A 25,350-nucleotide genomic window follows, 5' to 3' on the forward strand; every position below is an offset into this window, starting at 1 on the left:
ATAATGGATTTGATTCAAAGTGTAGTTCTTGGCTTAGTTGAAGGTATTACAGAGTTCTTACCTATCTCGTCAACCGGGCATTTGATCATTGTCAGTGATTGGCTCGGCTTACCTCAGAGCGATAGCAATAAAGCTTTTGAGGTGATTATCCAGCTCTCAGCCATTCTGGCTGTTCTGACAAATTATAAAGAGCGTTTCCATCCCCGCTATATTGAACTCTGGCTTAAAGTTTTCATTGCTTTTCTACCCATTGCTGCAATCGGGTTTCTGTTTCAGAACCAGGTGAAAGAGCTATTCACGATTCAGGTTGTTCCAATCATGTTTATTGTCGGTGGTATTATTTTCCTGATCGTGGAACGGTTTCTGAAAAATCATACACCGACGGCAGAGACATTGGATCAGATCAGTTACCGGCAAGCGATTTGGATCGGTATTGCTCAGATATTTGCTTTGATTCCGGGAACCAGCCGGGCAGGCTCTACCATTATTGGTGCTTTGCTGGTGAGAGTGAGTCGTAAAGCTAGTGCTGAGTTTTCGTTTCTTCTGGCTTTGCCGGTGATGCTTGCTGCGAGTGGGCTGGATTTAGTGAAGCACTATCAGGATTTTCAGGGAGAGAGTGCGCTGACTCTGATTGTCGGGTTTATTACTTCTTATCTGTCAGCCTGGATTGTAATGAAAGTATTTCTGGCATTCCTGAATCGTTTTACATTCAATGCATTCGGCATTTATCGTATTATTTTTGGTGGTATCTTACTCTTCTGGGCGGCCTATTATTAGTCAATAGTATGAGTGAATGGCAATACCGACATGTCATTCACTCAGTTGTCTTAAGGTGCTGATGATATAAGAGGAGGTTCTTTCTTAGCAGTTTTGGTAGACTTCCTGATTATTCTGTTTGAAGTAACAAGTGAGCGTCATGCGGGTATTTGCTTTAACACTGACACTACTTTTTATTCTGTTCCAGTATTCGCTTTGGTTCGGCAAAAACGGCGTATCTGATCTTCATCGAATTTCTGAAGAGATCGGAACCCAGCAGTCAGTGAATGCCAATTTACAAAAGCGAAATAAAGAAATGTATGCAGAAATAGATGATTTACGTCAGGGATCTGACTCGATTGAAGAAAGAGCAAGGCATGAACTGGGAATGGTAAAAGAAGGGGAAACCTTCTACCGGGTTATCAATGAGGACCATCCCTAAATGATAAATGAACTTATTTCTGTTGTGATACCGGCTGCCGGCGTTGGGCGCCGCATGTTAGCTGACAAACCAAAACAATATCTGAAAATTCATGGTAAGACTGTACTGGAACATACAGTTGAGAAGTTACTTTCTCATCCTCGGGTCGGTCAGCTCGTCATTGCCATTAGTGATGATGATCCTTATTTCAGTCAGTTATCGCTCTCTTCTCATCCGGACATTATTCGGGTCTCCGGTGGTCAGGAACGCTCGGATTCTGTATTTTACGCACTCGATTATCTGGTCAGAAATTCTCCTACAACTTGGGTCATGGTGCATGACGCCGCTCGTCCATGTGTCCGTCTGAGTGATATTGATAAGTTAATAGAAGAGGTGTTGCACCATGATGTCGGCGGCATACTGGCGTCTCTGGTTCGCGATACGATGAAAAGGTCGGATAATGCACAGAACATTGTCCATACCGTGGAACGGGAGAACCTCTGGCATGCGCTGACACCGCAGATGTTTCGGACCGCCCGGTTGCATCAGGTTTTATCCCGGGCGATTGCCCAACATGTGCCGCTCACTGATGAAGCATCGGTCATGGAGTGGGATGGTGAAAAGCCACGCCTTGTCGCAGGACATGCCGATAATATTAAAATAACGCAACCGGAAGATTTAGCGTTGGCAGAATTTTATCTCAGCCGTGAGAGCTGAGTGCTAAGGAATCGTTATGTTTAGAATAGGTCATGGTTTTGATGTTCATAAATTTGGTGGTGAAGGGCCGGTTGTGATTGGTGGTGTATCGATCCCTTATGAACAGGGGTTGTTAGCTCATTCGGATGGTGATGTGGCTTTACATGCACTAACTGATGCCCTTTTGGGAGCAATTGCAGCCGGAGATATCGGACGTCATTTCCCTGATACGGATGAACAGTGGCAAGGTGCTGACAGCCGGAACTTATTACGGGATGTTTACCGGCGGGTTAAAGCACAGGGTTACCGGTTGGGAAATGCGGATATTACAATTATTGCTCAGGCGCCGAAAATGGCACCTTATATCGGGCAGATGTGTGCTTTGATTGCAGAAGATCTGGAGACAGAGATTGGCAATGTGAATGTGAAAGCAACGACTACGGAACGATTGGGATTCACAGGCCGTAAAGAAGGTATTGCCTGTGAAGCCGTTGTCTTATTAACGAAGTGAGTTTTTATATCTGAGTGATGGTTTGGCTATCCTCAAGAGGGAGTCCGGATGGATGATATTTTAGCTGGTTTGGCTTATTTATACGGAAAACCAGCGGTAAAAGCGAAAATCAAAGTAAAACCTGAAGATTTTATTGTCACTGAGAATTTAGGATTTTCACTGGATGGCTTTGGTGAGCATTTGATGGTCCGTATTCGCAAAACTGGGGAAAATACCAGCTTTGTTGCGAATGAATTGGCTAAAGCTTGTGGTGTAAAGTCGAAGGACGTGAGCTGGGCAGGCTTAAAAGACCGTCATGCCGTCACAGAACAGTGGTTGAGTGTTCACTTACCAAAAGGTGGAACTCCGGATTTCTCTGCATTTCTGGCTCGGTATCCACAAATTGAGATTCTGGAAACAACCCGGCATCAGCGGAAATTAAGACCGGGAGATCTTCTGGGCAACCACTTTCAGATTACTTTAACAGAAGTGTCGGATACTAAAGAAGTTGAGCAGCGTCTGGAGATGATTCGCGAACATGCGGTTCCGAACTATTTTGGCGCACAGCGCTTTGGCAATCAGGGAAACAACTTAAACGAAGCTCGGCGCTGGGGACGAGAGAATGTCCGGACCCGTAACCAGAATCAGCGGAGTCTCTATCTCTCAACAGCACGTTCCTGGATTTTTAATCAGATTGTCTCGGAACGAATTGCACAGGATTGTTTTCATCATTTAATTGATGGGGATATCGCTCTAAAGGGTGATGAACAGTTTCTAATCGAAGGGGAAGAGGCGCTGGCATTGTGGAACCAACATGTATCCCAACATGAAGCGGGGATTTCGGCAGCTTTAGCCGGGGACAATGCACTACCGACGAATCATGATGCTTTGGCGCTTGAACAGGAGTTCCTTGATCGTGAGCCTGATTTAATGAAATTGATTCGTGGTAACCGAATGAAACATGAAAGGCGGAATATTGCTCTCAAACCTCAGCAGCTCCAATGGAAGCTGGAAGAAAATGAGGTTATATTGAATTTTTCGCTTGATGCGGGATGCTTTGCAACCTCTCTGTTACGGGAGTTGATTGAAGTGATCCCTGTCGAAAGGGAGTTCTGATTCATGAAAATTTTGTTGAGCAACGATGACGGTGTCTATGCTCAGGGAATTAATACATTAGCTGAAATACTCTCTGATTTGGCTGAAGTGGTCATTGTTGCCCCGGACCGGAATCGTTCTGGGGCTTCTAATTCTCTGACTCTGGAGCGACCTCTGCGTGTTCATCAGATAGCTCCGGCTGTTTATTCGGTTCAGGGAACTCCGACAGATTGCGTTCATTTTGCTTTGAATGAACTAATGAAAGATTCATTACCGGATCTTGTTTTGAGCGGCATTAACCATGGTGCTAATTTAGGCGATGATGTTTTTTATTCCGGGACAGTTGCTGCGGCAATGGAAGGGCATTTCTTAGGCGTTCAGTCGATAGCATTTTCTCTGGTTGGAGAGACACATTTTGAGACTGCCGCCCATGTCGCCCGTCAGCTTGTAAAGCAACACCTTCAGGCACCGATTCCGACGAATCGGCTATTGAATGTAAATATCCCTGATTTACCACTGGAACAGCTTGCTGGTATGAATGTGACTCGTCTGGGTGCCCGTCATCATGCGGAAAGCATGATACGGCAGAAAGATCCCCGCGGACATGATATTTATTGGCTGGGACCTCCGGGTAAAGAGCAGGATGCCGGGGAAGGGACCGATTTTTATACGATTGATCATGGATTTGTTTCGATTTCACCATTGCATGTCGATTTGACGGCACATGAATCGATAAACTCAATGAAAGATTGGCTGGAAAGGTAATTGGCATGTCAAATCCACTCGCTGATAAGTTAAGCGACTTTCTTGTCAGAAGCGGTATTGAAGATTCTCGGGTGCTGGAGATCATCCGTGAGTTACCGAGAGAACATTTCGTTTCACAGGCAATGGTTCATCAGGCTTATGAGAATAATGCATTACCGATAGGACAGGGGCAGACAATATCTCAGCCCTATATCGTTGCCAAAATGACACAGTTATTGGCGTTGAAGCCAGATAGTCGGGTTTTGGAAGTCGGAACAGGATCCGGATATCAGACCGCAGTTCTGGCTCGTTTAGTCGAGCACGTATTTTCTATTGAACGGATCAAAACCTTGCAATGGGAGGCAAAGCGTCGTTTGAGACAACTGGATATCTATAATGTGTCCATGAAGCATGGTGACGGCTGGCAGGGATGGAGTACAAAAGCACCTTTTGACGCAATTATTGTGACTGCTGCTGCTTCTGAAACACCTCCAGCGCTATTAGATCAGTTAGCTGACGGCGGACGTTTGGTGATTCCCGTCGGCCATGAAGAACAACAGTTGTTGAAGATAACCCGGAATGGCGAATCATTTCATTCGGAAATCATTGAGATGGTTCGGTTTGTTCCTTTAGTTGCAGGTGATTTAGCCTAACGATGAGAAACAGCATCAGACTCTTAATTCTGGCAATATTATCAACATATTTGATGGGATGTGTCGCAACATCACCTGCGCCTGTGTCTGACGTAAAAAAGGCTTCCCGAGGGAGTTACCGGGGGAGTTATTACGAAGTTAAAAAAGGAGATACGCTTTATTTTATTGCTTATCTTACCGATAAAAATGTAGAAGATTTAATAAATTACAACCATCTGTCTCCTCCCTATACGATCTATCCCGGTCAGAAAATACACCTGTGGAAACCAGCATATACACCACCAGCTTACGGGCAGTCTCAGTCTGTAGCACAAGCTGGCCCGGCCAGTGAAAGTGGGACAGGGATCAAAGGTTCGGCTGAAGCGTTAACTAATGTCTCATTAAAAAATTCTAAGAATGAGCAAAACGCAAACAATTTAGAAAATAAATATGACAAAGTTAAAAAAGCGTCAGGCAAAAGTATTGAATCTTCACAATCAAAGGGGTATGGTGAATCGACAGGTAAAGAAAATGTTAACTCTAATTTACCAATTACTAATTTAGACCAGGCCAAAAAAATTGATAGATGGCTCTGGCCCACCAGAGGGAGGATTGTCCAGAAATTTTCAGCTGTTGATCAGGGAAATAAAGGGATTGATATTGCAGGGCAGCGAGGTCAGTCCGTCGTATCTTCCGCTGCAGGGACCGTTGTTTATTCAGGTAACGCTCTGCGAGGATACGGGAATCTTGTGATCATTAAGCATAATGATAATTATCTCAGCGCATACGCGCATAATGATCGGTTGCTAGTGAGTGAGGGACAAAATGTAAAAGCTGGCCAGAAAATCGCAACAATGGGCAGTTCAGGGACCAGTAGTGTTCGTTTACATTTTGAAATCCGCTATCAGGGTAAGCCAGTGAATCCAAAGCGCTACTTACCATAGTATTATGAATTGATAAGCGTAAGCATCATATAGCGACATTAAAATGTAGTAGTGTCTTGCTAGCTCGCCAGGGGGAGGCATCATGAGTAAAAGCAATTCAGTAACTAAGGTCGATCAGTTTGATTTTGATTCAGAAGCATTTGATCTCAATACATTGGATAGTGAGGTCAGTTCTGAAAGTACTTCTGTTGAAACTCGGGAAGATTATGAAGTTACTTCTAAGAGTCTAGACGCAACTCAACTTTATTTAGGCGAAATCGGTTTCTCTCCTTTATTAACTGCAGAAGAAGAAATCTTGTATGCTCGTCGGGCTCTCAGAGGTGATGAGGCTGCTCGTAAGCGGATGATTGAGAGTAACTTACGTCTCGTTGTCAAAATATCTCGCCGATATAGTAACCGTGGTCTGGCTTTGCTGGATCTGATCGAAGAAGGTAATCTCGGGTTGATTCGGGCCGTTGAAAAGTTTGATCCTGAAAGAGGATTCCGTTTTTCAACGTATGCAACCTGGTGGATCCGGCAAACGATCGAACGGGCGTTGATGAATCAAACCAGAACGATTCGTTTACCTATTCACGTTGTCAAAGAACTTAATATTTATTTGCGTACAGCTCGGGAGTTGTCACAAAAGCTAGACCATGAACCTACGGCGGAAGAGATTGCTCTTGAGCTGGATAAACCGGTTGATGATGTCAGTAAAATGCTTCGTCTGAATGAGCGCATTAGTTCTGTTGATACGCCGATTGGTGGTGATGGTGATAAAGCATTGTTGGATATCATTCCTGATGCCAAACACTATGATCCCGAATATTCAACAGAAGATGATGATATCAAGTCTTCACTTCTGCACTGGTTAGATGAACTGAATCCGAAACAAAAAGAAGTGTTGGCAAGACGCTTTGGTTTGCTCGGGTATGAACCATCTACTTTGGAAGAAGTCGGAAAAGAGATCAATTTGACGCGTGAACGCGTTCGTCAAATTCAGGTTGAAGGTCTGCGCCGTTTAAGAGAAATTTTGCTGAAACAAGGCCTGAATATGGAATCTTTATTCGACGTTGAAAGTGAAGAATAAGGCGTAATTTTTTTATTTAAAAATAAACTGTAACCGATCATATATGAAGAAACCCCGGTTTGTCCGGGGTTTTGTTTTTTGTCAGTCAGATCCAAAGGATTATAGCTTTTTAACATCTGATTGAGAGACGTTACACAGTCTTGTATTCCATTGATCATTTTTACTTACTTTTTTAGATTCACCCTGACCTTTCTGTACGCCGACATACTCGAGGCAGACTTTGGGTTTACCAGATTTATAGTTCTTGATTTTCAGATTTCTGATTGTTGCAGCATCCCCATAGTTTCCGTTCACACCGACAATCGAACCAATTTTGGCATCCACTTTTACACCGTTAATTGACAGGTATCTTGGGCCACCATTGTTGGTACAGTTACCACATGAGCGGTAGAGTTTTCCGTGCTCGCCTGTCAGTGTAAAGTTACCGCGAATCTCAGTGGTACTATTTTTAGAGTTGTGTTGGAACACTTTGTCTGGTTTACCGCCAGGGCCGTTTTTGCTGTTATAGGCAACACCACCGATGATGGTCATTTTCTTACCATTGTTGGTCGCTGCATCTTCACAGATATCTTCCCAGATAACGTTTTGCAGTGTGCAATTTCCGGATTCACAATGGATACCATCAGCGCCACCATTTTTCGAAATACGAACATTTTTAACTGTTGCATTCTTTAGAGTCAGGACTGCTTTCTGGCCTTCTTTATCTCCATTACAATTTAATCCGATAGTTTTCCCGCCGCAATCCACGGTTTTATTTTGGATCACTGCACCAGCGTAACATTCCGATGATTTAGCGGCGACCAGACTGGATGTCAGATATTGATCTTCGCTGGCATTGGTACTGGAATCATTGGAAGAAAATACCTGATCATGGTCGTCAACAGCTTTGACCTGATAATAATAATCGGTGTAGCCATCGGCGCTTGTATCTTCAAAAGTCCGTTCATCTGAGTTGAGAACGGCAATTCTTTCTCCTTCATCTGACAGTGTTGATTTCCGGTAGACTTCCTGACGAACAATATTGTCTTGATCGGCAGACCAGCTCAGAATGGTTTGTGCGTCGTGCTTGTATAGCATTAATGTCATGTCATTTGCGATTGCATACTGACATGAAAGAAACGAGAGTAAAACTACTGCAGCTCTATTTATCATAATATGCTCCCTTCTTGCATTTTATGGGTACAGTAAATAAGTATTTATTGCAGACGCCTGCTTAATAAAACGTCTATTTGTATTATTAATATCTTTTAGATAAAAAATCTAAAACTATGTTTCACTATTTGGCGTTGTTGAATAATTGGTCATCTTATTCTGAAATTCTCATCTTTATCATTTACAGAATTTATGAATTTAAGTTTGTATAGAACAGAAGAATAGTAGCTTTTGGTTATATGCCTGAATTGACCTCAGTCAGAATGAATGAAATATATTCAGAGTTCAGAAGTGAGTATCGCAGGGAAACAGTAGTTTCATTACTGCACCAAAGTGAAACGTTTGTTTCTTTTGATGCACAAGTTTTGAACAGAAAATATATAGCTTAAAGATGATTTGTATTTTAATTAATAAAAACAGTAAATTAACTACATTACCAAGGGTGCCTGTCATGGGAATAAATTATGCTTCCAGCTTCTGATATGAGAATAATTACAGAGAAAAGGTGAAGTCATGAAAGCAATCATTATCGGTGCCGGGATCGGTGGAATGTCTGCTGCAGCGGCGCTCAGAAAAAACGGAATCACTTGTGAAATATATGAAGCAGTCAAAGACATCAAACCTGTCGGTGCAGCTATTTCCGTGTGGTCCAATGGTGTGAAATGTATGAATCATCTGGGCATGGGCAGTATTATGGATGAGCTGGGTGGTCCGATGCACTATATGTCTTATCAGGATGGTTTCTCCGGTGCAACGATGACTCGTTTCAGTTTAATGCCGTTGGTTGAATCTGTCGGAGAAAGGCCTTGTCCTGTTTCGCGGGCTGATCTGCAAGGAAAAATGCTGGACTGGTGGGGAAGAGAAGAGATTCATTTTGGTAAGCGGGTTGAACGGGTCGAACAGAACGGGGAAGAAGTTATTGCCTGGTTTACTGATGGTACTGTTGCAAGTGCTGATTTCATGATTGCCGCGGACGGCACACACTCGGTAATTCGTCCACTAGTTTTAGGCCATACGGTCGAGCGAAGATATGCCGGTTATGTGAACTGGAATGGTTTAGTTGAAATTGATACATCTATCGCTCCGGCAGACCAGTGGACGACTTTTGTTGCTGAAGGAAAGCGTGTCTCAGTAATGCCAATTGCCGGAAATCGGTTCTATTTCTTTTTTGATGTGCCCTTGCCGAAAGGGTTACCGGAAGATCGTTCAACATTAACAATGGATTTACGCCGTTATTTTCAGGACTGGTCTCCGGCTGTTCAGAAACTGATTGATCAGATTGATCCCGAAACGACCAACCGGATTGAGATTCATGATATAGAGCCATTCGAGACGCTGGTTAAAGGCCGGATTGCGCTGCTTGGTGATGCCGGGCATAGTACAACGCCGGATATCGGTCAGGGCGGGTGTGCTGCAATGGAAGATGCTGTCGTATTAGGTCAGTCTTTTGCGCAGTACGATAATATTGAAACAGCGTTGCTGGATTATCAGAATAAGCGGAAAGATCGGGTAAAATCGCTGGTGTTGAAAGCCCGGAAGCGCTGTGATGTTACCCATGGTAAGCAGATGGAACAAACGCTGGCCTGGTATAAATCACTGAAAGCGGAAACTGGGGAGCATATTATTGATGGACTCAGAGAAACAATTATTGGTGGCCCGTTAGGATAAATATCAGCAATAGCGATTTATTTCCCAATAACTCTGAAGCACCTGCCGGTTTGAATCGGTCGGTGCTTTTTTTACAGAAAAACTATCGGAGAAAAGCCACCGGAGAAATTATGCTGGCTTCTCAGGAAGTGTAATGATAAAGGTTGTTCCTTGTCCTAACTGACTCTCGCAGCGAATTTTACCGTGTAGTATGTCTTTCACAATATTGTGTGCAATGCTCAGTCCTAAACCGCTACCTCCTTCTCCCCTGCGAGTGGTAAAGAAAGGGTCGAACAGCTTGGGAAGATTTTCAGGAGAAATACCTGTCCCGTTATCAGCAACGAGGATTAAGCTCGTTTCATTGTCTCTTTGAGCTGAAATAGTGACTTGTCCGTTTGCTATGTCTGAGTGATGAAAAGCATGAGTCAGACAGTTGGTGATCAGGATGGTCAGTACCTGCGCTAATGCGCCAGGGCAAGTGATAAGATAAAGATCCTGCTCAATATCGACGGATATACTGTGTGGCGTCTTCTTAAAGTTAGGTTGCATTGTCGCAACAATTTTCGACAGATACTCCTTCACAGAAATCGTCCGGTAATCCGGATTTGACTGATCAACGGCAATTTCTTTAAAGTTAGATATCAACATTGAAGCTTGTCTGAGTTGTGTACTCATTAAATCAGTCGTCTGGTTGGCATCTTCGATAAAGTCGGCTAATTCATTGCGGGTTAGCTTACCCGAACTGGTTTTTTGATGAATCTCCTGTACATACTCATTGAGGTGACTGGTTCCGGTCACGGCAATTCCCAATGGCGTATTAATTTCGTGAGCAACTCCTGCGACCAGCCCACCCAAAGCAGCCATTTTTTCCGATTCGACCAATTCATTCTGTGTTCTGCGGAGATCTTCGAGGGTTTCCTGTATTTCCCTGTTTGCCCGTTGTAAATCAAAGGTCCTTGCTGTGACACGTTGCTCCAGAGTCTCATTGAGCTCCTGAAGTTCCTGCGTTCTTTCGGCAACTTTTTCTTCCAGCTCGTTATTTGTTGTAAGCAGGTTTTCAGCCAGATTATTAAAGCTACGGGCTAGCTCATTGAGCTCTTTTGCCTGAGCCGGGCAAACTTTTGCTCTGAGTTGATGTTCTCCCAGACGAATTCTCTGGCTGTCGGCTGCAAGCCGGACGATTGGTGAGGATATTGCCCGGGCAAGAGCCAGACCAATAACGATTGCAATCATACCGAGGATGAATGCAGCAATAACCAGCAGACGCTGGTAATGCCTCATTGGCAGCATGACTTCATCCTGATCGACTTTGACAATAATAGTCCAGTTCAGAGCTTCCAGATAACGGGATGTTGCCATGACATCAGTATCTCGGTAATCGCTCAGGCGGATAATTTCTTCGCTATGATGCTCAGCAGCCTTGGCGAGCAAGCTTCCGTTGGTCAGCGGAAAAGTGTCTGTTTCCGGTTTTTTTTTCGAATGCTCAGGGTAACGCAATGGCGTGATGTAGACCGTTTGTCCTGCCTGATTGGTAGTCAGGAGCAAGGTTTCTCCTGATATTCCCATACCGGTATAGTTTTGCGTGCTATGGAGTAGCTCGTCTGCTGACAGCGTGACAACCATGACTCCGATTTGCTCTCCTGCCAGTATCATCGGAGCATCGATATGGATATACAAACCGCCATTTAGGTCACGGGTAATCATTTTTAATAAAATATCGGTTTGACTTTTGTCCGTGAGCGGGAGTTCTGCTGAAATTTTGCTTGCCTGATTCGGGGCCGTTTGAGTGATGAATCTGCCACCAATTTCTTTTAATTGAATCGACTGGACTTTTGTTACGGAGTTTACAGCGTCCCGGATGATACTGTTTATCTTCTGTAACGAGTCCGGATCTTTGTGGATGATATAACTCTTCAGGCTAAGGCGGAGCTGGGTTCTGCTTGCTATCAGAGCTACCCGGTCTTTCCATGCATGGATCACGGATATGATCCTGTCTTGCTGGTTTGTCGCGACAGCATTCAAGTGTTTATCAACGGATTGATCAAGCATTCTTTCACCGGCCTGATTCGAAATATAACCGAATGCCCCCATGGATAAGAAGACAAGGAGTAAGCAGGCAATCGTAATTCTGTAATAGATAGACATTCACTATCTCCGGTGACTGCAACTGAAAAAGAGGGGGAAAGAATCGAGTTGCCTGTCATCAAGGTGTGTAAAAGTTAATTCATATACTAAAATTGATTAACAAAGCAGCAAAAATCAAGTTTCATATCGCGTGTTATCGCATAAAAACGATCAGGTCAGGCTGGCTAGGGAGGGCGAAATGTCAGAACAGGACATGTTGGTGTTTGATGATGCAGGTAACCTGAATCATTCAGCCGAGTCTTCCTCGGTTGACTATTCTCCTTCAACCTGGAAGGTTTTAATTGTCGATGATGAGGACGGTGTTCACACCATCACTAAACTGGCCTTAAACCGGGTTTCATTTGCACATAAAGGGCTGACTTTTCTCAGTGCATATAATGTTGCTCAGGCAAAGGAAATACTGTCATCAGAAGATGACATTGCTGTGGTTCTACTGGATGTGGTAATGGAGACCGAAGAAGCGGGTCTGGAAGTGGCCGAGTATATTCGTGATGTGCTGAATAACCACCGAATCCGAATCATTCTGCGTACCGGACAACCGGGAACCGTTCCGGAAAAAGAAATTATCGAACAATATGATATTAATGATTATCGGGAGAAAACCGAGCTGACTAAGCGCAAGCTTTATTCGACAGTCTATACGGCATTACGTTCTTACCGGGATATCATGGCGTTGGAAACCCATCGGATAGGGTTGGAAAAAGTCATTGCAGCAACCGCCAGTATTCTGAAGAAAAAATCAATGGAGAGCTTTGCTCAGGGAGTTCTGGAGCAGATTTCATCATTATTGTATATGAAAGGCGGCATGATGCTGTCTGAAATCGAAGGAGTTTTGGCTGAAAAAAGTGCCGATGATGTTCATGTATTGGCTCAGGTTGGTGATATTTCAGAAAAGGCTTACAAGGAGGCAATGACTCAGGGAGGTGTCCATACTGTTCGGGACAGTGATCAGGAACTTCGCTACCAAGAGGAAAATATCTGTCATATTTCCAATATTAATGGTGTTGAAACAATTCTTAACATTACCGGCAAGCAAGAGTTTAAAGATGTTGATATGCACTTGGTTGAGCTTTTCTGCAACAATATGGCGATCGCTCTGGATAATTTACGTCTGAACGATAGCCTGAGAAGTACTCAGAAAGAGATTGTTTATGCGATTTGTGGATTGGCAGAGAGCCGCTCCAAAGAAACTGGTAATCATGTCCGCAGAGTTGCTCATTATTCCCGCCTGATGGCTGAAGATATTGGCCTGAGTCCTGCTCAGTGTGAAGAGGTTTTCTATGCTGCGCCACTCCATGATGTCGGAAAAATTAGTATCCCGGATTCTGTGCTGAATAAACCGGGTAAGCTGACCGATGAAGAATGGACGTTAATGAAAACTCATACAACGCTGGGAGAAAACTGTCTGAAGTGTTCCCATCAGCCAGTGATGCAGGCGGGGGCGATTATTGCCAGTCAGCATCATGAGAACTGGGATGGCAGTGGCTATCCACAGGGATTATCCGGAACGGATATTCATATTTATGGGCGGATTGTTGCGCTGGCCGATGTGTTTGATGCTTTGGCAAGCAAGCGTTGCTATAAAGAGCCGTGGCATATGAACGATATTGTTACCTATATTCGAGAGCAGTCCGGAGCGAAATTTGATCCTCAGTTGGTTGAAGTCTTCGAACGGCGCAGAGAGGATTTTATCCGGATTCTTGAAGAGTATGACGATAGTCTGTCTTATTTGTCGGCGGTATAGAATCAAATTGTAGCCAGACATTGAAACAAAGGCGCAGTCAGGTGGCTGCGCCTTTGTATGACTTTCTATAGATAATTTTTAAGCTGATAGAGTTGCTCCAGAGCCTGTCTGGGAGTGAGACTGTCCGGATCAATGTCGGCGAGTCGTTTCTCTACTTCTGAGGGTTCCGGAATCAGACTTAACTGATTGGCAATATCAACCGCCGATGAACCATTGGTGCGGTTTCCTTCCAGAAGATGACTTTGCTCCAACTGGGATAACTTCATCCGGGCATTTTTTATGACCGGTTTGGGTACACCAGCCAGTCCGGCAACTGCCAGCCCGTATGATTTGCTTGCTGCTCCTTCCTGCACTGCGTGCATAAAAGCAATACTTTCGCCGTGTTCGACTGCATCAAGGTGGACATTAGCCAGATGTGGCAATTGATGTGGCAGTTCGGTGAGCTCAAAGTAGTGTGTGGCAAACAGCGTCAGGGCTCCGATTTCTGTTGCCAGCCATTCAGCACTTGCCCAGGCCAGAGAAAGTCCATCATAGGTACTGGTGCCTCGTCCGATTTCGTCCATCAGAACCAAACTATGCTGGGTTGCGTTGTGCAAAATATTGGCTGTTTCCGTCATTTCAACCATGAAAGTTGAACGTCCGGACGCCAGATCATCGGAAGCTCCGATTCGGGTAAATATCCGATCAATCAGACCGATCCGGGCCGATTCGGCAGGAACGTAGCAGCCAATATGTGCCATCAGAGCAATGAGTGCTGTCTGACGCATGTAAGTCGATTTACCGCCCATATTCGGGCCGGTAATGATGAGCATTTTTCGTTCGGTATACAGCTCAACAGGGTTGGCAATAAACGGTTCCTGCATCACCTGCTCGACAACCGGATGACGACCTGACTGGATGTGTATTCCCGGCTCGGCAGCCAGTTCAGGACGACAATAATCAAGTGTTTCTGCCCGTTCAGCCAGATTTTGCAGCACATCGAGCTGTGAAACCGCAGCAGAAAGTTCCTGAAGTTGCTCGAGATAGGGAAGTAACTGATCAAACAGTGCGTCCCAGAGCTGTTTTTCTAATGCCAGCGCTTTTGATTTTGAATTTAAGACTTTATCTTCGTGCTCTTTCAACTCGGGAATGATGTAACGTTCAGCATTTTTCAGAGTTTGGCGACGAATATAGTAAGGTGGTACTAAATGACTTTGTCCCCGGCTTACCTGAATGTAGAAGCCGTGTACATTGTTGTAGCCGACTTTGAGTGTATCAATGCCATGGCGTTCCCGTTCATCCTGCTCCAGTTTTTCCAGATATTCGGTAGCTCCGTTAGCCAGATCCCGCCATTCATCCAGTTCAGCATGATAGCCGGGGGCAATGACGCCACCATCACGGATGACAACCGGTGGATTTTCGACAATCGCTTGGTCGAGCAGTGCCGCAACAGCTTCGACCGGCAGGCAGTGCTGAGCGAGTTGTTGTAAATGCGGGTGAACCAGCGGAGACAGATAAGTTTGCAGTTCCGGTAACTGATGAAGTGCATGGCGGAGGCGTGCCAGATCCCGGGGGCGGGCAGAGCGGATTGCTAACCGGGCCAGAATCCGCTCAATATCACCAATTTGTTTCAATGTCGGCTGAAGCTCACTGAAAACTCCCTGCTCTTTTAGCTCGCCAATTGCATCAAGACGGTGATTGAGGACTTCAATCTGACGCATCGGCTGGTGTAACCAGCGTTTGAGCATCCGGCTTCCCATCGGTGTTGCACAATAATCTAATACTTCGGCCAGCGTATTTTCTGTTCCACCGGAGAGATTCTGGGTGAGTTCAAGATTGCGTCGGGTGGCTGCATCCATAATTACGGTTGCATCCTGACGGTCATAAATCAGTGAACGGATGTGAGGCAGAGCGGTTCTCTGAGTATCTTTTACATACTGAATCAGACAACCGGCAGCGCACAGGCCTTTCTCTGCTGTTTCTACCCCGAAACCGGTTAAATCTTTGGTGCCAAATTGTTGGTTGAGTTGTTGTCTGGCGGTTTCCAGTTCAAACTCCCATATAGGACGACGGCGATTCCCTTTACGGCTTGCCATCAGGCCGACTGCCTGAAAGTCCTCAGGAAAAAGCAGTTCTTTCGGTGCCGTTCTCTGCAATTCAGCAGCCATTGCTTCTTCACTGTCCAGCTCACAAAGCTGGAAGCGGCCGGAGGTAATATCCAGAGTGGCATAACCGAACTGCTGATCTTGCTGGTAAATGGCAGCGATCAGGTTATCCAGTCGTTCCGGTAACAGTGCTTCATCGGTAATCGTGCCCGGAGTAACGATCCGGACAACTTTGCGTTCGACCGGGCCTTTACTGGTTGCGGGATCACCAATCTGTTCACAGATAGCAACAGATTCACCTAACTGGACCAGTTTGGCAAGGTAGCCTTCAACAGCATGGAAGGGAACACCAGCCATCGGAATCGGCTCTCCGGCTGAAGCACCGCGCTTGGTTAGTGAGATATCAAGTAGCTGAGAAGCACGTCTGGCGTCATCATAAAACAATTCGTAGAAGTCACCCATTCGATAAAACAACAGAATGTCAGGGTTTTCCGCCTTGAGTTTCAGATACTGCTGCATCATAGGCGTATGTTTACTTTCTTGCGTTTTGCTTTTGGTGGGATTGTCGATCATTTTTATATTTCAATGCCAAAATAGGTAGTGATAAACGGCCCGCAGAGAGATTCCATGCCGGATGCGCTGGTGGCCCTGATGATGAATACTTTGCTCCCGGATAAATTACCGGTGAGTGCTGAGCAATGGTTGAAAAGAATACCAAACCTGTGATGAAAAGCGCAACAAACGCTTCAGATCCGGGGGGAGATACAGAAGCGTTTGTTATGGGGGAAATAAACTAAAAAGAGAGGGAATCCCTCTCTTGCATACAGATGACTGCTATTTGAACTCTGCCGGCAGGTCGGCGATATAAATAGCCGGAACACCTTCAAAATCACTGGTAAACAAGACACCCTTATCATCTGGCGTAAATGACGGATGAGGGTGGGTTATCTGACGGTCACCGTCGAGAACCTTCCAGGAGGTGCTATGTTTGACCAGCTTGGCAAATGTTTTCTTTTGGGTATTGAGGATATAGAGGAACGGATCATTCTCAATATTGTAGCTGGCCGTGTCGTTCACATCGGGCGGTGTATCACATCCGTCCCCAACCATGAGCGAGCCGTCGAAGTTACTCATCAAATGAGAACATGGCGGCATTTCCATCACAATTTTGTTTTCCAGTGTTTTGGGATCGACCTTACAGATAATCCGTTCGGTTTGCCCTTTCAGGTAAGAAACATAGGCCATAGCACTACCATCGGGAACCCAGAACTCGTGTGTACAGGATTCTCCGGGAGCATGCGATTTGACTTTCCGGACGTTGCTTCCGTCACCATCCACCAGCCACATCCGTGCATCAACCAGATCATGAGGTCCTTCATGACAGAAGCCGATCGTATTGTCATCAAACGGACGATAAATCGGATGACCGAGCCAGGCATCTTCCTGATGGATGACTTTTACATCACCGGTATTGATGTCGACCTGAATCAGGCGGCATGTCGGGTTGGTATGATAAAACTCGGCAAATTTTTCCCATGAAGTGAGTGGCTGCCAACTGTCTTTATGGATTTCAATACCGACTAATTTGGTACATTCTGAATTGGCAACCCATGTACCGTAACCTTTCCATTCTTCGTCAACGGCATAAACCAGCTTTTCTTCAAGCGTGCTGAAATCGACTCTCATCAGATTCCGTTCATTTTTCACGTAGAAGAAACTCTGTTCGTCCGATGAAATAAATCCACCAAACGTGTTATCACCATGACCTTCGGTCAGTTGTGTTGCCTGCCTGGTGGTTAAATCGAGCAAATAGTAGTTGCGGTTAGTATCGAAATCACCGGCGAACAACAGCTTTTGACCATCCTGAGTGAAACATTTCTGATAGAAATAGTTCCGGTGGCATATCACATCTTTCGGCGTCAGCCGTGTTACTCTGACCTGAGTATCAGAGTCGACGAAACTTTCAAAATCAAGGTTGATTACATCACCTTTTGCCATGAATGTTCTCCTGTAGACGTTGGGCTGCCTGAATCAGGCAGCCCTTATTAATTTATGAGTGATTAACGGACAGAAACAGTTTTGCCCTGAATCTCTTCCACTTTGGCACTTTTCTTCAGTGCGAAACCGACGGCAAAAATAGTTGCCGCACAGGCAAGGAACAGCAGGCGTCCCCATAGTGGGTTCGGGATCAGAACCATCAGTGTCAGGCCACATGCCATATAGATAACCAATGTCCCCAGTTTTGCACGTTGGAGACGGTCGAACTGATCTTGCTCTTTATCTGTAACCACGCATTCGCGTTCCACATCTGCGAAGAATTTCTCTGTTTCTTCTTTGTATGTGTCGTTGGACTCTTTGTAGAACAGTGTAGTCAGACAGAAGAAACCGGCAGTCAGGAACAGGTGAGCTGCAATAGTAATCATTGTCCGGAGTTCACTGATTTCTCTGCCTGTCAGCGTTTCGATTCCAAACCAACTGGCAACAAATTGTGGTGTGAAGATCTCAACAACCATCCAGGAAACAAACATACCGAAGACTACGGTTGCCCAAGGTGTCCATTTCGGTGTTTTACGGATCAGGATACCAAGGAACAGTGGAACAAGAACCGGTGATTGCAGCAATGTTGCTACTTGCATCATCAGATCAAACAAGCTCAGAGTTTTCAGTGAGTTGAAGAACTGGGCCATTAAGATCACCAGAATGCCGTTTACCAGACAAGCCAGTTGACCGACCCGAAGCAGTTCTTTGTCTTTCGCTTTACCGTGGCGGACAATATTAGAGTAGAAACTACGGACAAAAATACCTGAGTTGCGGTTCAGCGCTGAATCCATAGATGACATGGTAGCTGCAAAGAGACCGGCCATTAATAGCCCAACCGTTCCTAACGGCATGGTTTCTCTGGCAAATACTAAGTACACAGCATCTCTGGCTTTTGCTCCAAGCTGTGGATAGGCGGCGGCTGCATCCGGATAAAGAATGGCAGATGCCCATGGCGGAATAAACCAGATAACGGCACCGAACATCATCAGGATGAGTGCCATCAGTGCTGCTTTACTTGCATTACGTGAATCTTTGGCGTTAAGGAAACGATAAGATTCCTGCATGTTATTGATACTCTGTAACTGTTTCACAATGAAGAATATGAATGTACAGACCAGCAACAGTGGATAATTCATGTCCGGACCGGACACAAAGCCGCCGGGGAATTCACGAATAATTTCACCCGGTCCGCCGACAAAATAGAGTGCGACAGCGGCGCAGGCTACAGATACGACGGCGACAACCAGTGTCTGAATAAAGTCCGATGCAACCACACCCCAGGCACCACTCAACAATGAGACAAGCAGAACTGCTGCACCGGTTATATAGATTGTGGCGATGATGTCGGTATTGAACACTGCTGAAGCAAAGACACCGAGTCCGTTCAGCCAGACACCGGCGTTGATTACGCTGAGCGGAATGATTACCCAGGTAAAGAACTGTTCGTTACCGTTACCGAATCGACGTTTGATCCCTTCGGTTGGTGTATCTACACGCATTTGGCGGAAACGACGGGCAAAATAGAAATGAGCAAAGACATAAGCCACCATGTTACCGATGAACACGGCAAGTACGGCGAAACCATCATTAAACGCTTTACCGGCGGCTCCGGTAAAAGTCCAGGCAGAGAATTGGGTCATAAACGCCGTTGCTCCCACCATCCACCATAGCATCTTACCGCCGCCTCTGAAGTAATCACTGGTACTGGCGCTGGCCATTTTTTTAAACAGCAGACTGATTGCAATCATCAGCACGAAGTAACCTGCAATCACAAGATAATCATATTGCATTGCTTATTCCTTTATGAGCATTTGAACAGATATCATTTTTAAACAAAATAATAAAAAGGTGTGTGATTAATATCAAAACGATGGTTCATTTTTTATTTGAAGAGAGCTAAATGTGACTTGCGTCTCGATTATGCGACATCAAAATTGTATTGAGGCTGTGATACAGAATAAAGAAAATAAAACAACTGACTGCCTGATCATAATTTTTAACCAGTCTAGATCATTTCTGATATGTAGAGATCAAATGATAGATAAATCAAATAGTTCTGATGATAGATTCGTGAAGGGTGTCAGGTTTCGGAGGCCGAAACCTGACAATAAACATATTAATGAGCTTGCGTTAGCAATGCTTTGATATGCTGAACTTCAGTTTGGCCGGGAATCTGATCATGAGATGAAATTCTGGCGGCCTTCTTCAGTTTGGAAAGAAGGGCTACGGTAGGTTGTTTTCCATTGGCATCGGTTGAGTGACCATCGACAATCAATGTGTTATTTCGTTTGGTTTCTGCGTTCACAACATCATCATATGAACTGGCAGAATAAAAACGATAAGAGCGATTGCCTGTGAATGTTCCCTGCTTCAGTGTGTCGGTGTATGGACTTTTCCTGAGCAGAAAATTGAAGCGGTTATTATCAATTGAAACATTATTCTCCAGAGTCAGCTGGCCCGGATTAAAGTTATCGGTAAAGCCATCCATATTATTTTGATAGGCCAGATTGTTTTTGACGATATGTGCAACGGGAATTCCTTCACCACCAAGCTTGAACCCATTACCACGGCTGCCGCTTCTGGCTTTAACCTGAAGTGTCTGGCCATTTTTATAGGAGATGGAATCCATGATGGTGACGACACCATTCGGACCATCTTCAACTTTATTGAACAGATCCCAGCCGTCATCGATATTGTGATGAGAAACACAGTGGATGAACGTGTTGCCGTTTCCAATCCGCATTTTGGCCGCGAATCCATCAGCATTGATCCGGGATGGATCCATATTGTTATAGCTTTCGCTGTTCTGAACAAGATTATAGCTGGCCCAGAACGGACGGGGTGACTGGGATGGAGATGTAATCTGGAAGCCGGTATCTGAAGCATCGTGGGTGCTGATATGATCAAATACGTTATGGCTACCGTGGACCAGATAACGGGCTCCGGCGACTTCAAGATGAGAAACATACCAGTAGTTTGCTTTGTGGGTGATGTCACCGGTGAAGCGAACATGATTACCACCAGCTCTCAATGTTTTGACTTTTCCTGCCTGCCCACTGGCTGTCAGTGGAATAAGCAACTCACCATAGTCACCGTCTTCAAGTGTAATAGTGCCACCCTGTGGCAGGAGTTCAATGGCTGCTGCCAGTGTGAGTCTGCCATGATCACCCGATGGATTTACGTGTAGATTCATTGGATCATTCAGGGCGACTTTGGTGACCGTTTGCTGATAGTGTTGCGGTGAACGATCCGGACCTTCTGATGCAGTGAAACTGAGCGAGAATTGTGTATCTGGCGCTTTTAATCTGGTTGCGACACTGAAAAGTTCACCGGCGGATACCTGCTGGTTTTCGACCAGAGTCTGCCCATCCTGAGAAAGCGTAAACGAACCGGCATAGCTGGCACGGGACTGAAACAGATAATCTGATGTCGCTGATTTGTCTGGTGAGGCTGGTTGCAGGGCTAGGCCAGCCGGCTGAGGATGATATGCCGGAGCATTGGCAATTGTTCCCGGAGTCAGTGTCAGATGGACATTACTGACCGTTACCTTAGCATTACGAGAAGCAAAGAATCCGACATACTGATGCGCAGGATCCTGCATGGTGATGATATTGGTATTTGCTCCTTTAATGACATGGCTTTCACTGGTTTCTCCGTGGCGGTATGTGGCAGTGTAACCGTCATCAGTCCGGATCAGTGACATTTGGTAAGTCACTTTGTCACCATAGGGAACACCTTTGATAAATTCATCCCGGATGATGCGGTTTCCTTTGGTACCCCACGGTTGGTAAACACCTTCCCGGTATGTTGCATTGACATTGACCAGTCCGTTATTTTTCTTTTTATTGGCCCGGAGTAAGTTCATGACCATATTGGATGCTGCCGGGAATTCTTCTGAACCGGGAGGCTGAGGATCAAGACGCGGTGAACCGAGAATATCACGAACCATAATACCGGCACCTTCCTGACGGTTCGGTGTTGAACCGGTTTCCGGACCAAGCTGATTCAGTACTACAGTCGCTGATAAAGTGAAGTTGGCGTTGGCCGGAAGTTCTGTGTAATAAAAGGTCACGCCTTCATGTGAGTTGGCTAGCTTGCCCCCACGGCTTTCAATGGTAAATGTGTCCTGAAGCGGTCCGGGTTGTACCGGTTGTCCATTAATGGTGACTGCGTTCAGGCCGATTTTTTCCGGCAGAATCGTTGATGCGAAATTCAGATCCGTCGACTGACCGAAGGTGATTGCTTGCCAGGTTAAATCCTGAGGTGCTGGTATTTGTGTTGATGCAGTGTATTGGGAGCAGGCAGATAAAGACAGAATCGACGTCAGCAGAAATGTCGTCTTATGCAGTTTCATATTGTGGAACCTCATGTTTGAAAGGAAAGGCTGAGTAGTCAGAGAGCAACGCCTTAATGCTTTCCTGTACTACAGCCTTATGTGTTATTTCTGAAGAAGTTGCAGCAATACCAGCAAGACACTTTTCATCAGCCGGCTTTCCGGTTGTCGGTTGGTGTCAACTGCAACTCCGACAGGTCAGAACCGATATTAGAAGTTGTATTTCAGGCCAATACGGTACCGGGTAACATACTGATCTTTTCCTGGGGTGCTTTTAAGCGTTTCTTGAGACGTCATTCCGAGTTCAATAAACGGACGCCAGCCGCTTTCAAATCCCTGATATTCACCGAACAGATTGACCAGATTCAGATAGTTTTTGTTACCGTCATAGCCGGAAGATGCGGACTGTTCAAATTTTCCTTCGATGTCAATCCCAACTTTGTAATCACTATTCAGTTGATAAGCGGTGACTAAATTCACCTGGCTGTAATGCGAATTCGGAGAGTCATTTGAAGGAACTTTCATTCCGTAGCGGTAGCGTAGTGACGCATTCCAGCTGTCACTGATTTTATAGACACCTTTCAGATCAAATTTGTGAGTTATAGAACTTGAAGATGAATCCATCGCATAAGCTGGCTGAATTTTGAATTCATCATTGATTTTGTAGTTATAGCCGATCTTTGTTTCGTGACCGGCACTCTTCATTTCACCCAGATTCACACTATCGTTTTCATAGCCCCATTTTACCTCTTCACTAATGCCGATACCGTTGTCAAACAGGTGGGACATCAGCAGACGATCTTTGTGACTGGCGGATCTTTCGCCCTCTTCCGGAATGAATTCGTGACGAATATTTAGTGAAGTTGCGTGTGCTGCGCCAGCAGTTAAACCAAGTAGGATAGCAGATGCAATTAGTTTACTTTTCATATTGAAACACCGTTTTGTTATTTGTATTCTCGTGGTTCAATTTAGATCTTGTTGCAACATGATTGAACTAGATTTCGTTAATAACGTGATCTGTGAAACGCTGTTTCAATATAATTGTATCAATAAACGTGATCTCTCTATTATTTATGGAATATTTTGTCTGATTGTGTGTCAATATAAAATGCAGAGCATGGTGTACGATAAAAAGAATCAATTATTAACCTATTGATAATAAAGACTGTTATTCGGATTGTTCTCGTATTTATTGAATACTTTATGATATGGTTTTAGTTGAGACTAAATAAATTTTTGGTTTTATTTTCAGTAGGTTAGATTCTGTTTTGAATAGGTTTTATATTGATAGTGTGAATATTTAATTCTTGTAATATTGTGATGGCCTTATAAAAAATAATGATTTAAGGTTAATTATAAAAATGAAACTGCATTTCACATTTTTTGTAATTTTATTGATAAAATGATATTCAAGATCACAATTATGAGGTTGAAAACTGGTAGTTCAGGTGGGATTCAGTTTAATAGAAATAACGAATCCGGATGAGAAGTTAATGGAGATTTTCCATTCGGCAACTGTAGTTTTTTTCAGAGGACGAGAACAACATGTATGAAAGTCGTAGGTTAGGACTTGCTTACCTGTCGCCCTATATTATCGGGCTACTGGTTTTTACTGCATTTCCCTTTGTATCGTCATTCCTGATGAGTTTTACCGATTATGATCTGATGACGTCTCCGGACTACGTCGGTATTGAAAATTATCGGTATATGCTGACGGAAGATGACCTGTTCTGGAAATCCATGAGTGTTACATTCTTGTATGTTTTCCTGACGATTCCCGTGAAGCTGGCTTTTGCTTTATTTATTGCATTTATCCTGAACTTTAAGCTCAGAGGAATTCGCTTCTTCAGAACTGCCTATTATATTCCTTCGATTCTGGGAAGTAGTATTGCAATTGCTGTTCTGTGGCGGGCACTGTTTGCCATTGACGGGGTGTTGAACGGGATGCTGGCGCTGGTTGGTATTGATGCAGTGAACTGGCTTGGTGAACCATCTTTTGCTCTTTTTTCAATCACATTACTCCGTGCCTGGCAATTTGGTTCGGCAATGGTGATCTTCCTGGCTGCCTTGCAGAATGTACCTCAGTCTCAGTATGAAGCTGCATTGATCGATGGTGCCAGTAAGTGGCAAATGTTTATCAAGGTGACAGTGCCGCTGATCACTCCGGTTATCTTCTTCAACTTCATCATGCAGACCACACAGGCTTTCCAGGAATTTACCGCACCTTATGTCATTACGGGCGGCGGTCCGATGAAATCAACTTATCTTATCTCTCTGTATATCTATGAAACAGCCTTTAAGTTCTTTGATATGGGATACGGGAGTGCTCTGGCATGGGCGTTGTTCATTGTTGTTGCGATCTTCACATCAATCACATTCCGTTCTTCGAAATACTGGGTGTTCTATTCCGGTGATAAGGGAGGTAAATAATCATGACTTCAGTTATCAGTGTTTCTGCTGAACAGAAAAAAGATGAAGCCAGTTATCTGGAGAATGAGCGAACAATTCGCCGTGAAAAAATTAATGCCGCGATCCGCTATACCATTTTGATTATTGTGGGCGCAATGATGCTGTATCCCTTATTGTGGATGTTTTCTGCCGCAATGAAGCCCAATCATGAAATCTTCTCGTCCATGAATCTGATTCCGAGTGAGTGGAGTATGGAAGGTTTTATCAATGGCTGGAAGACCGGAACCGAGTTTACTTTTGGTCATTACATCATCAACACATTTGCTTATGTGTTGCCGAAAGTGTTTGTCACTGTAGTGTCATCAACAATTGTTGCTTATGGATTTGCCCGGTTTGATATTCCGTGGAAAAAATTCTGGTTTGCAACATTGATTGCCACCATTCTATTACCTCAGTCTGTTCTGCTGATCCCGCAGTACCTGATGTTCCGTGAGATGGGATTGCTTGATACTTATCTGCCACTTTATCTGCCATTTGCATTTGCAACACAGGGATTCTTCGTTTTCATGCTGATCCAGTTCTTGCGAGGCGTTCCGACCGATATGGAAGAAGCAGCGATGATCGATGGCTGTAACTCTTTTCAGGTGCTCTGGCATGTTGTCGTTCCGGTCATTAGGCCGGCAATTATCTCCGTGGCTCTATTCCAGTTCATGTGGTCGGTGAACGATTTCCTCGGTCCTCTGATTTACATCTCAAGTGTTGAAAAATATCCGATAGCTCTGGCATTGAAGATGTCGATTGATGTGACAGAAGGGGCTAAATGGAACGAAATTCTGGCTATGGCTTCTATCGCCATCATTCCTTCGATTCTGGTGTTCTTTATGTCACAGAAATATTTTGTTGAAGGCGTCACCAGCAGCGGTATTAAAGGTTAATTTTTGAGGAGTCA

20 protein-coding genes are annotated in these 25,350 nt (G+C 44.7%); 13 read left to right on the forward strand and 7 right to left on the reverse strand.

Annotated elements, in window-relative coordinates:
* Nucleotides 1-3: 3 nt before the first annotated feature.
* The 9 genes from OCU74_RS03250 (at nt 4) to rpoS (ending at nt 6,847) form a co-directional block, all read left to right on the forward strand.
* Nucleotides 4-777, forward strand: a complete 774-nt coding sequence (locus tag OCU74_RS03250; RefSeq protein ID WP_087480226.1) for an undecaprenyl-diphosphate phosphatase — start codon at nt 4-6, stop codon at nt 775-777.
* A 139-nt stretch (nt 778-916) separates the two neighbouring features.
* A complete protein-coding gene (gene ftsB / locus OCU74_RS03255) occupies nt 917-1,198 on the forward strand; it encodes a cell division protein FtsB (protein WP_087480227.1) in 282 nt (93 codons plus the stop codon).
* Nucleotides 1,199-1,894: a 2-C-methyl-D-erythritol 4-phosphate cytidylyltransferase gene (gene ispD, locus OCU74_RS03260; protein ID WP_087480228.1), complete on the forward strand. Its 696-nt coding sequence runs from the start codon at nt 1,199-1,201 to the stop codon at nt 1,892-1,894.
* Between the two features lie 16 nt (nt 1,895-1,910).
* The gene (gene ispF / locus OCU74_RS03265; RefSeq protein ID WP_087480229.1) at nt 1,911-2,384 is read left to right on the forward strand and encodes a 2-C-methyl-D-erythritol 2,4-cyclodiphosphate synthase; all 474 of its coding nucleotides are present in this window, start codon (nt 1,911-1,913) and stop codon (nt 2,382-2,384) included.
* Between the two features lie 48 nt (nt 2,385-2,432).
* Nucleotides 2,433-3,479, forward strand: coding sequence for a tRNA pseudouridine(13) synthase TruD (truD, locus tag OCU74_RS03270; protein ID WP_087480230.1), 1,047 nt, complete (start codon nt 2,433-2,435; stop codon nt 3,477-3,479).
* A gap of 3 nt (nt 3,480-3,482) precedes the next feature.
* On the forward strand, nt 3,483-4,223 hold the full coding sequence (gene surE, locus OCU74_RS03275; protein WP_087480231.1) for a 5'/3'-nucleotidase SurE: 741 nt from the start codon (nt 3,483-3,485) through the stop codon (nt 4,221-4,223).
* 5 nt (nt 4,224-4,228) lie between these two features.
* Nucleotides 4,229-4,855: a protein-L-isoaspartate(D-aspartate) O-methyltransferase gene (locus OCU74_RS03280; protein WP_087480232.1), complete on the forward strand. Its 627-nt coding sequence runs from the start codon at nt 4,229-4,231 to the stop codon at nt 4,853-4,855.
* A 2-nt stretch (nt 4,856-4,857) separates the two neighbouring features.
* Nucleotides 4,858-5,778, forward strand: a complete 921-nt coding sequence (locus OCU74_RS03285) for a peptidoglycan DD-metalloendopeptidase family protein (protein ID WP_087480233.1) — start codon at nt 4,858-4,860, stop codon at nt 5,776-5,778.
* An 82-nt stretch (nt 5,779-5,860) separates the two neighbouring features.
* Nucleotides 5,861-6,847 carry an RNA polymerase sigma factor RpoS gene (gene rpoS, locus OCU74_RS03290; protein WP_087480234.1) on the forward strand — a complete coding sequence of 329 codons (987 nt, stop codon included), beginning with the start codon at nt 5,861-5,863 and terminating at the stop codon, nt 6,845-6,847.
* Nucleotides 6,848-6,946: 99 nt separating this feature from the next.
* Here rpoS and OCU74_RS03295 read toward each other — a convergent pair whose 3' ends face one another.
* A complete protein-coding gene (locus OCU74_RS03295; protein WP_087480235.1) occupies nt 6,947-7,999 on the reverse strand; it encodes a pectate lyase in 1,053 nt (350 codons plus the stop codon).
* A 513-nt stretch (nt 8,000-8,512) separates the two neighbouring features.
* On the opposite strand from OCU74_RS03295, the gene hpxO reads away from it, so the two are divergent.
* The gene (hpxO, locus tag OCU74_RS03300; RefSeq protein WP_087480236.1) at nt 8,513-9,667 is read left to right on the forward strand and encodes an FAD-dependent urate hydroxylase HpxO; all 1,155 of its coding nucleotides are present in this window, start codon (nt 8,513-8,515) and stop codon (nt 9,665-9,667) included.
* A 108-nt stretch (nt 9,668-9,775) separates the two neighbouring features.
* Here hpxO and OCU74_RS03305 read toward each other — a convergent pair whose 3' ends face one another.
* Nucleotides 9,776-11,791 (reverse strand): HAMP domain-containing sensor histidine kinase, encoded by a 2,016-nt coding sequence (locus OCU74_RS03305; RefSeq protein ID WP_087480237.1) that lies wholly within the window; start codon nt 11,789-11,791, stop codon nt 9,776-9,778.
* A gap of 178 nt (nt 11,792-11,969) precedes the next feature.
* Here OCU74_RS03305 and OCU74_RS03310 point away from each other — a divergent pair, with 178 nt between their 5' ends.
* The gene (locus OCU74_RS03310) at nt 11,970-13,535 is read left to right on the forward strand and encodes an HD domain-containing phosphohydrolase (RefSeq protein ID WP_087480238.1); all 1,566 of its coding nucleotides are present in this window, start codon (nt 11,970-11,972) and stop codon (nt 13,533-13,535) included.
* A 65-nt stretch (nt 13,536-13,600) separates the two neighbouring features.
* Here OCU74_RS03310 and mutS read toward each other — a convergent pair whose 3' ends face one another.
* The 5 genes from mutS to OCU74_RS03335 form a co-directional block, all read right to left on the reverse strand.
* Nucleotides 13,601-16,192, reverse strand: coding sequence for a DNA mismatch repair protein MutS (mutS, locus tag OCU74_RS03315; RefSeq protein WP_087480239.1), 2,592 nt, complete (start codon nt 16,190-16,192; stop codon nt 13,601-13,603).
* 261 nt (nt 16,193-16,453) lie between these two features.
* Nucleotides 16,454-17,617, reverse strand: coding sequence for an oligogalacturonate lyase family protein (locus tag OCU74_RS03320; protein ID WP_087480240.1), 1,164 nt, complete (start codon nt 17,615-17,617; stop codon nt 16,454-16,456).
* A 62-nt stretch (nt 17,618-17,679) separates the two neighbouring features.
* Nucleotides 17,680-19,449 (reverse strand): sodium:solute symporter family protein, encoded by a 1,770-nt coding sequence (locus OCU74_RS03325; protein WP_087480241.1) that lies wholly within the window; start codon nt 19,447-19,449, stop codon nt 17,680-17,682.
* A gap of 326 nt (nt 19,450-19,775) precedes the next feature.
* A complete protein-coding gene (locus OCU74_RS03330; protein ID WP_087480242.1) occupies nt 19,776-22,013 on the reverse strand; it encodes a right-handed parallel beta-helix repeat-containing protein in 2,238 nt (745 codons plus the stop codon).
* Nucleotides 22,014-22,202: 189 nt separating this feature from the next.
* The gene (locus OCU74_RS03335; protein WP_087480243.1) at nt 22,203-22,919 is read right to left on the reverse strand and encodes an oligogalacturonate-specific porin KdgM family protein; all 717 of its coding nucleotides are present in this window, start codon (nt 22,917-22,919) and stop codon (nt 22,203-22,205) included.
* Between the two features lie 618 nt (nt 22,920-23,537).
* On the opposite strand from OCU74_RS03335, the gene OCU74_RS03340 reads away from it, so the two are divergent.
* Nucleotides 23,538-24,422, forward strand: a complete 885-nt coding sequence (locus OCU74_RS03340; RefSeq protein WP_087480244.1) for a carbohydrate ABC transporter permease — start codon at nt 23,538-23,540, stop codon at nt 24,420-24,422.
* Between the two features lie 2 nt (nt 24,423-24,424).
* On the forward strand, nt 24,425-25,336 hold the full coding sequence (locus OCU74_RS03345) for a carbohydrate ABC transporter permease (RefSeq protein ID WP_200807688.1): 912 nt from the start codon (nt 24,425-24,427) through the stop codon (nt 25,334-25,336).
* Nucleotides 25,337-25,350 lie beyond the last annotated feature (14 nt).

The organism is Vibrio mangrovi (assembly GCF_024346955.1).
Classification (GTDB): domain Bacteria; phylum Pseudomonadota; class Gammaproteobacteria; order Enterobacterales; family Vibrionaceae; genus Vibrio; species Vibrio mangrovi.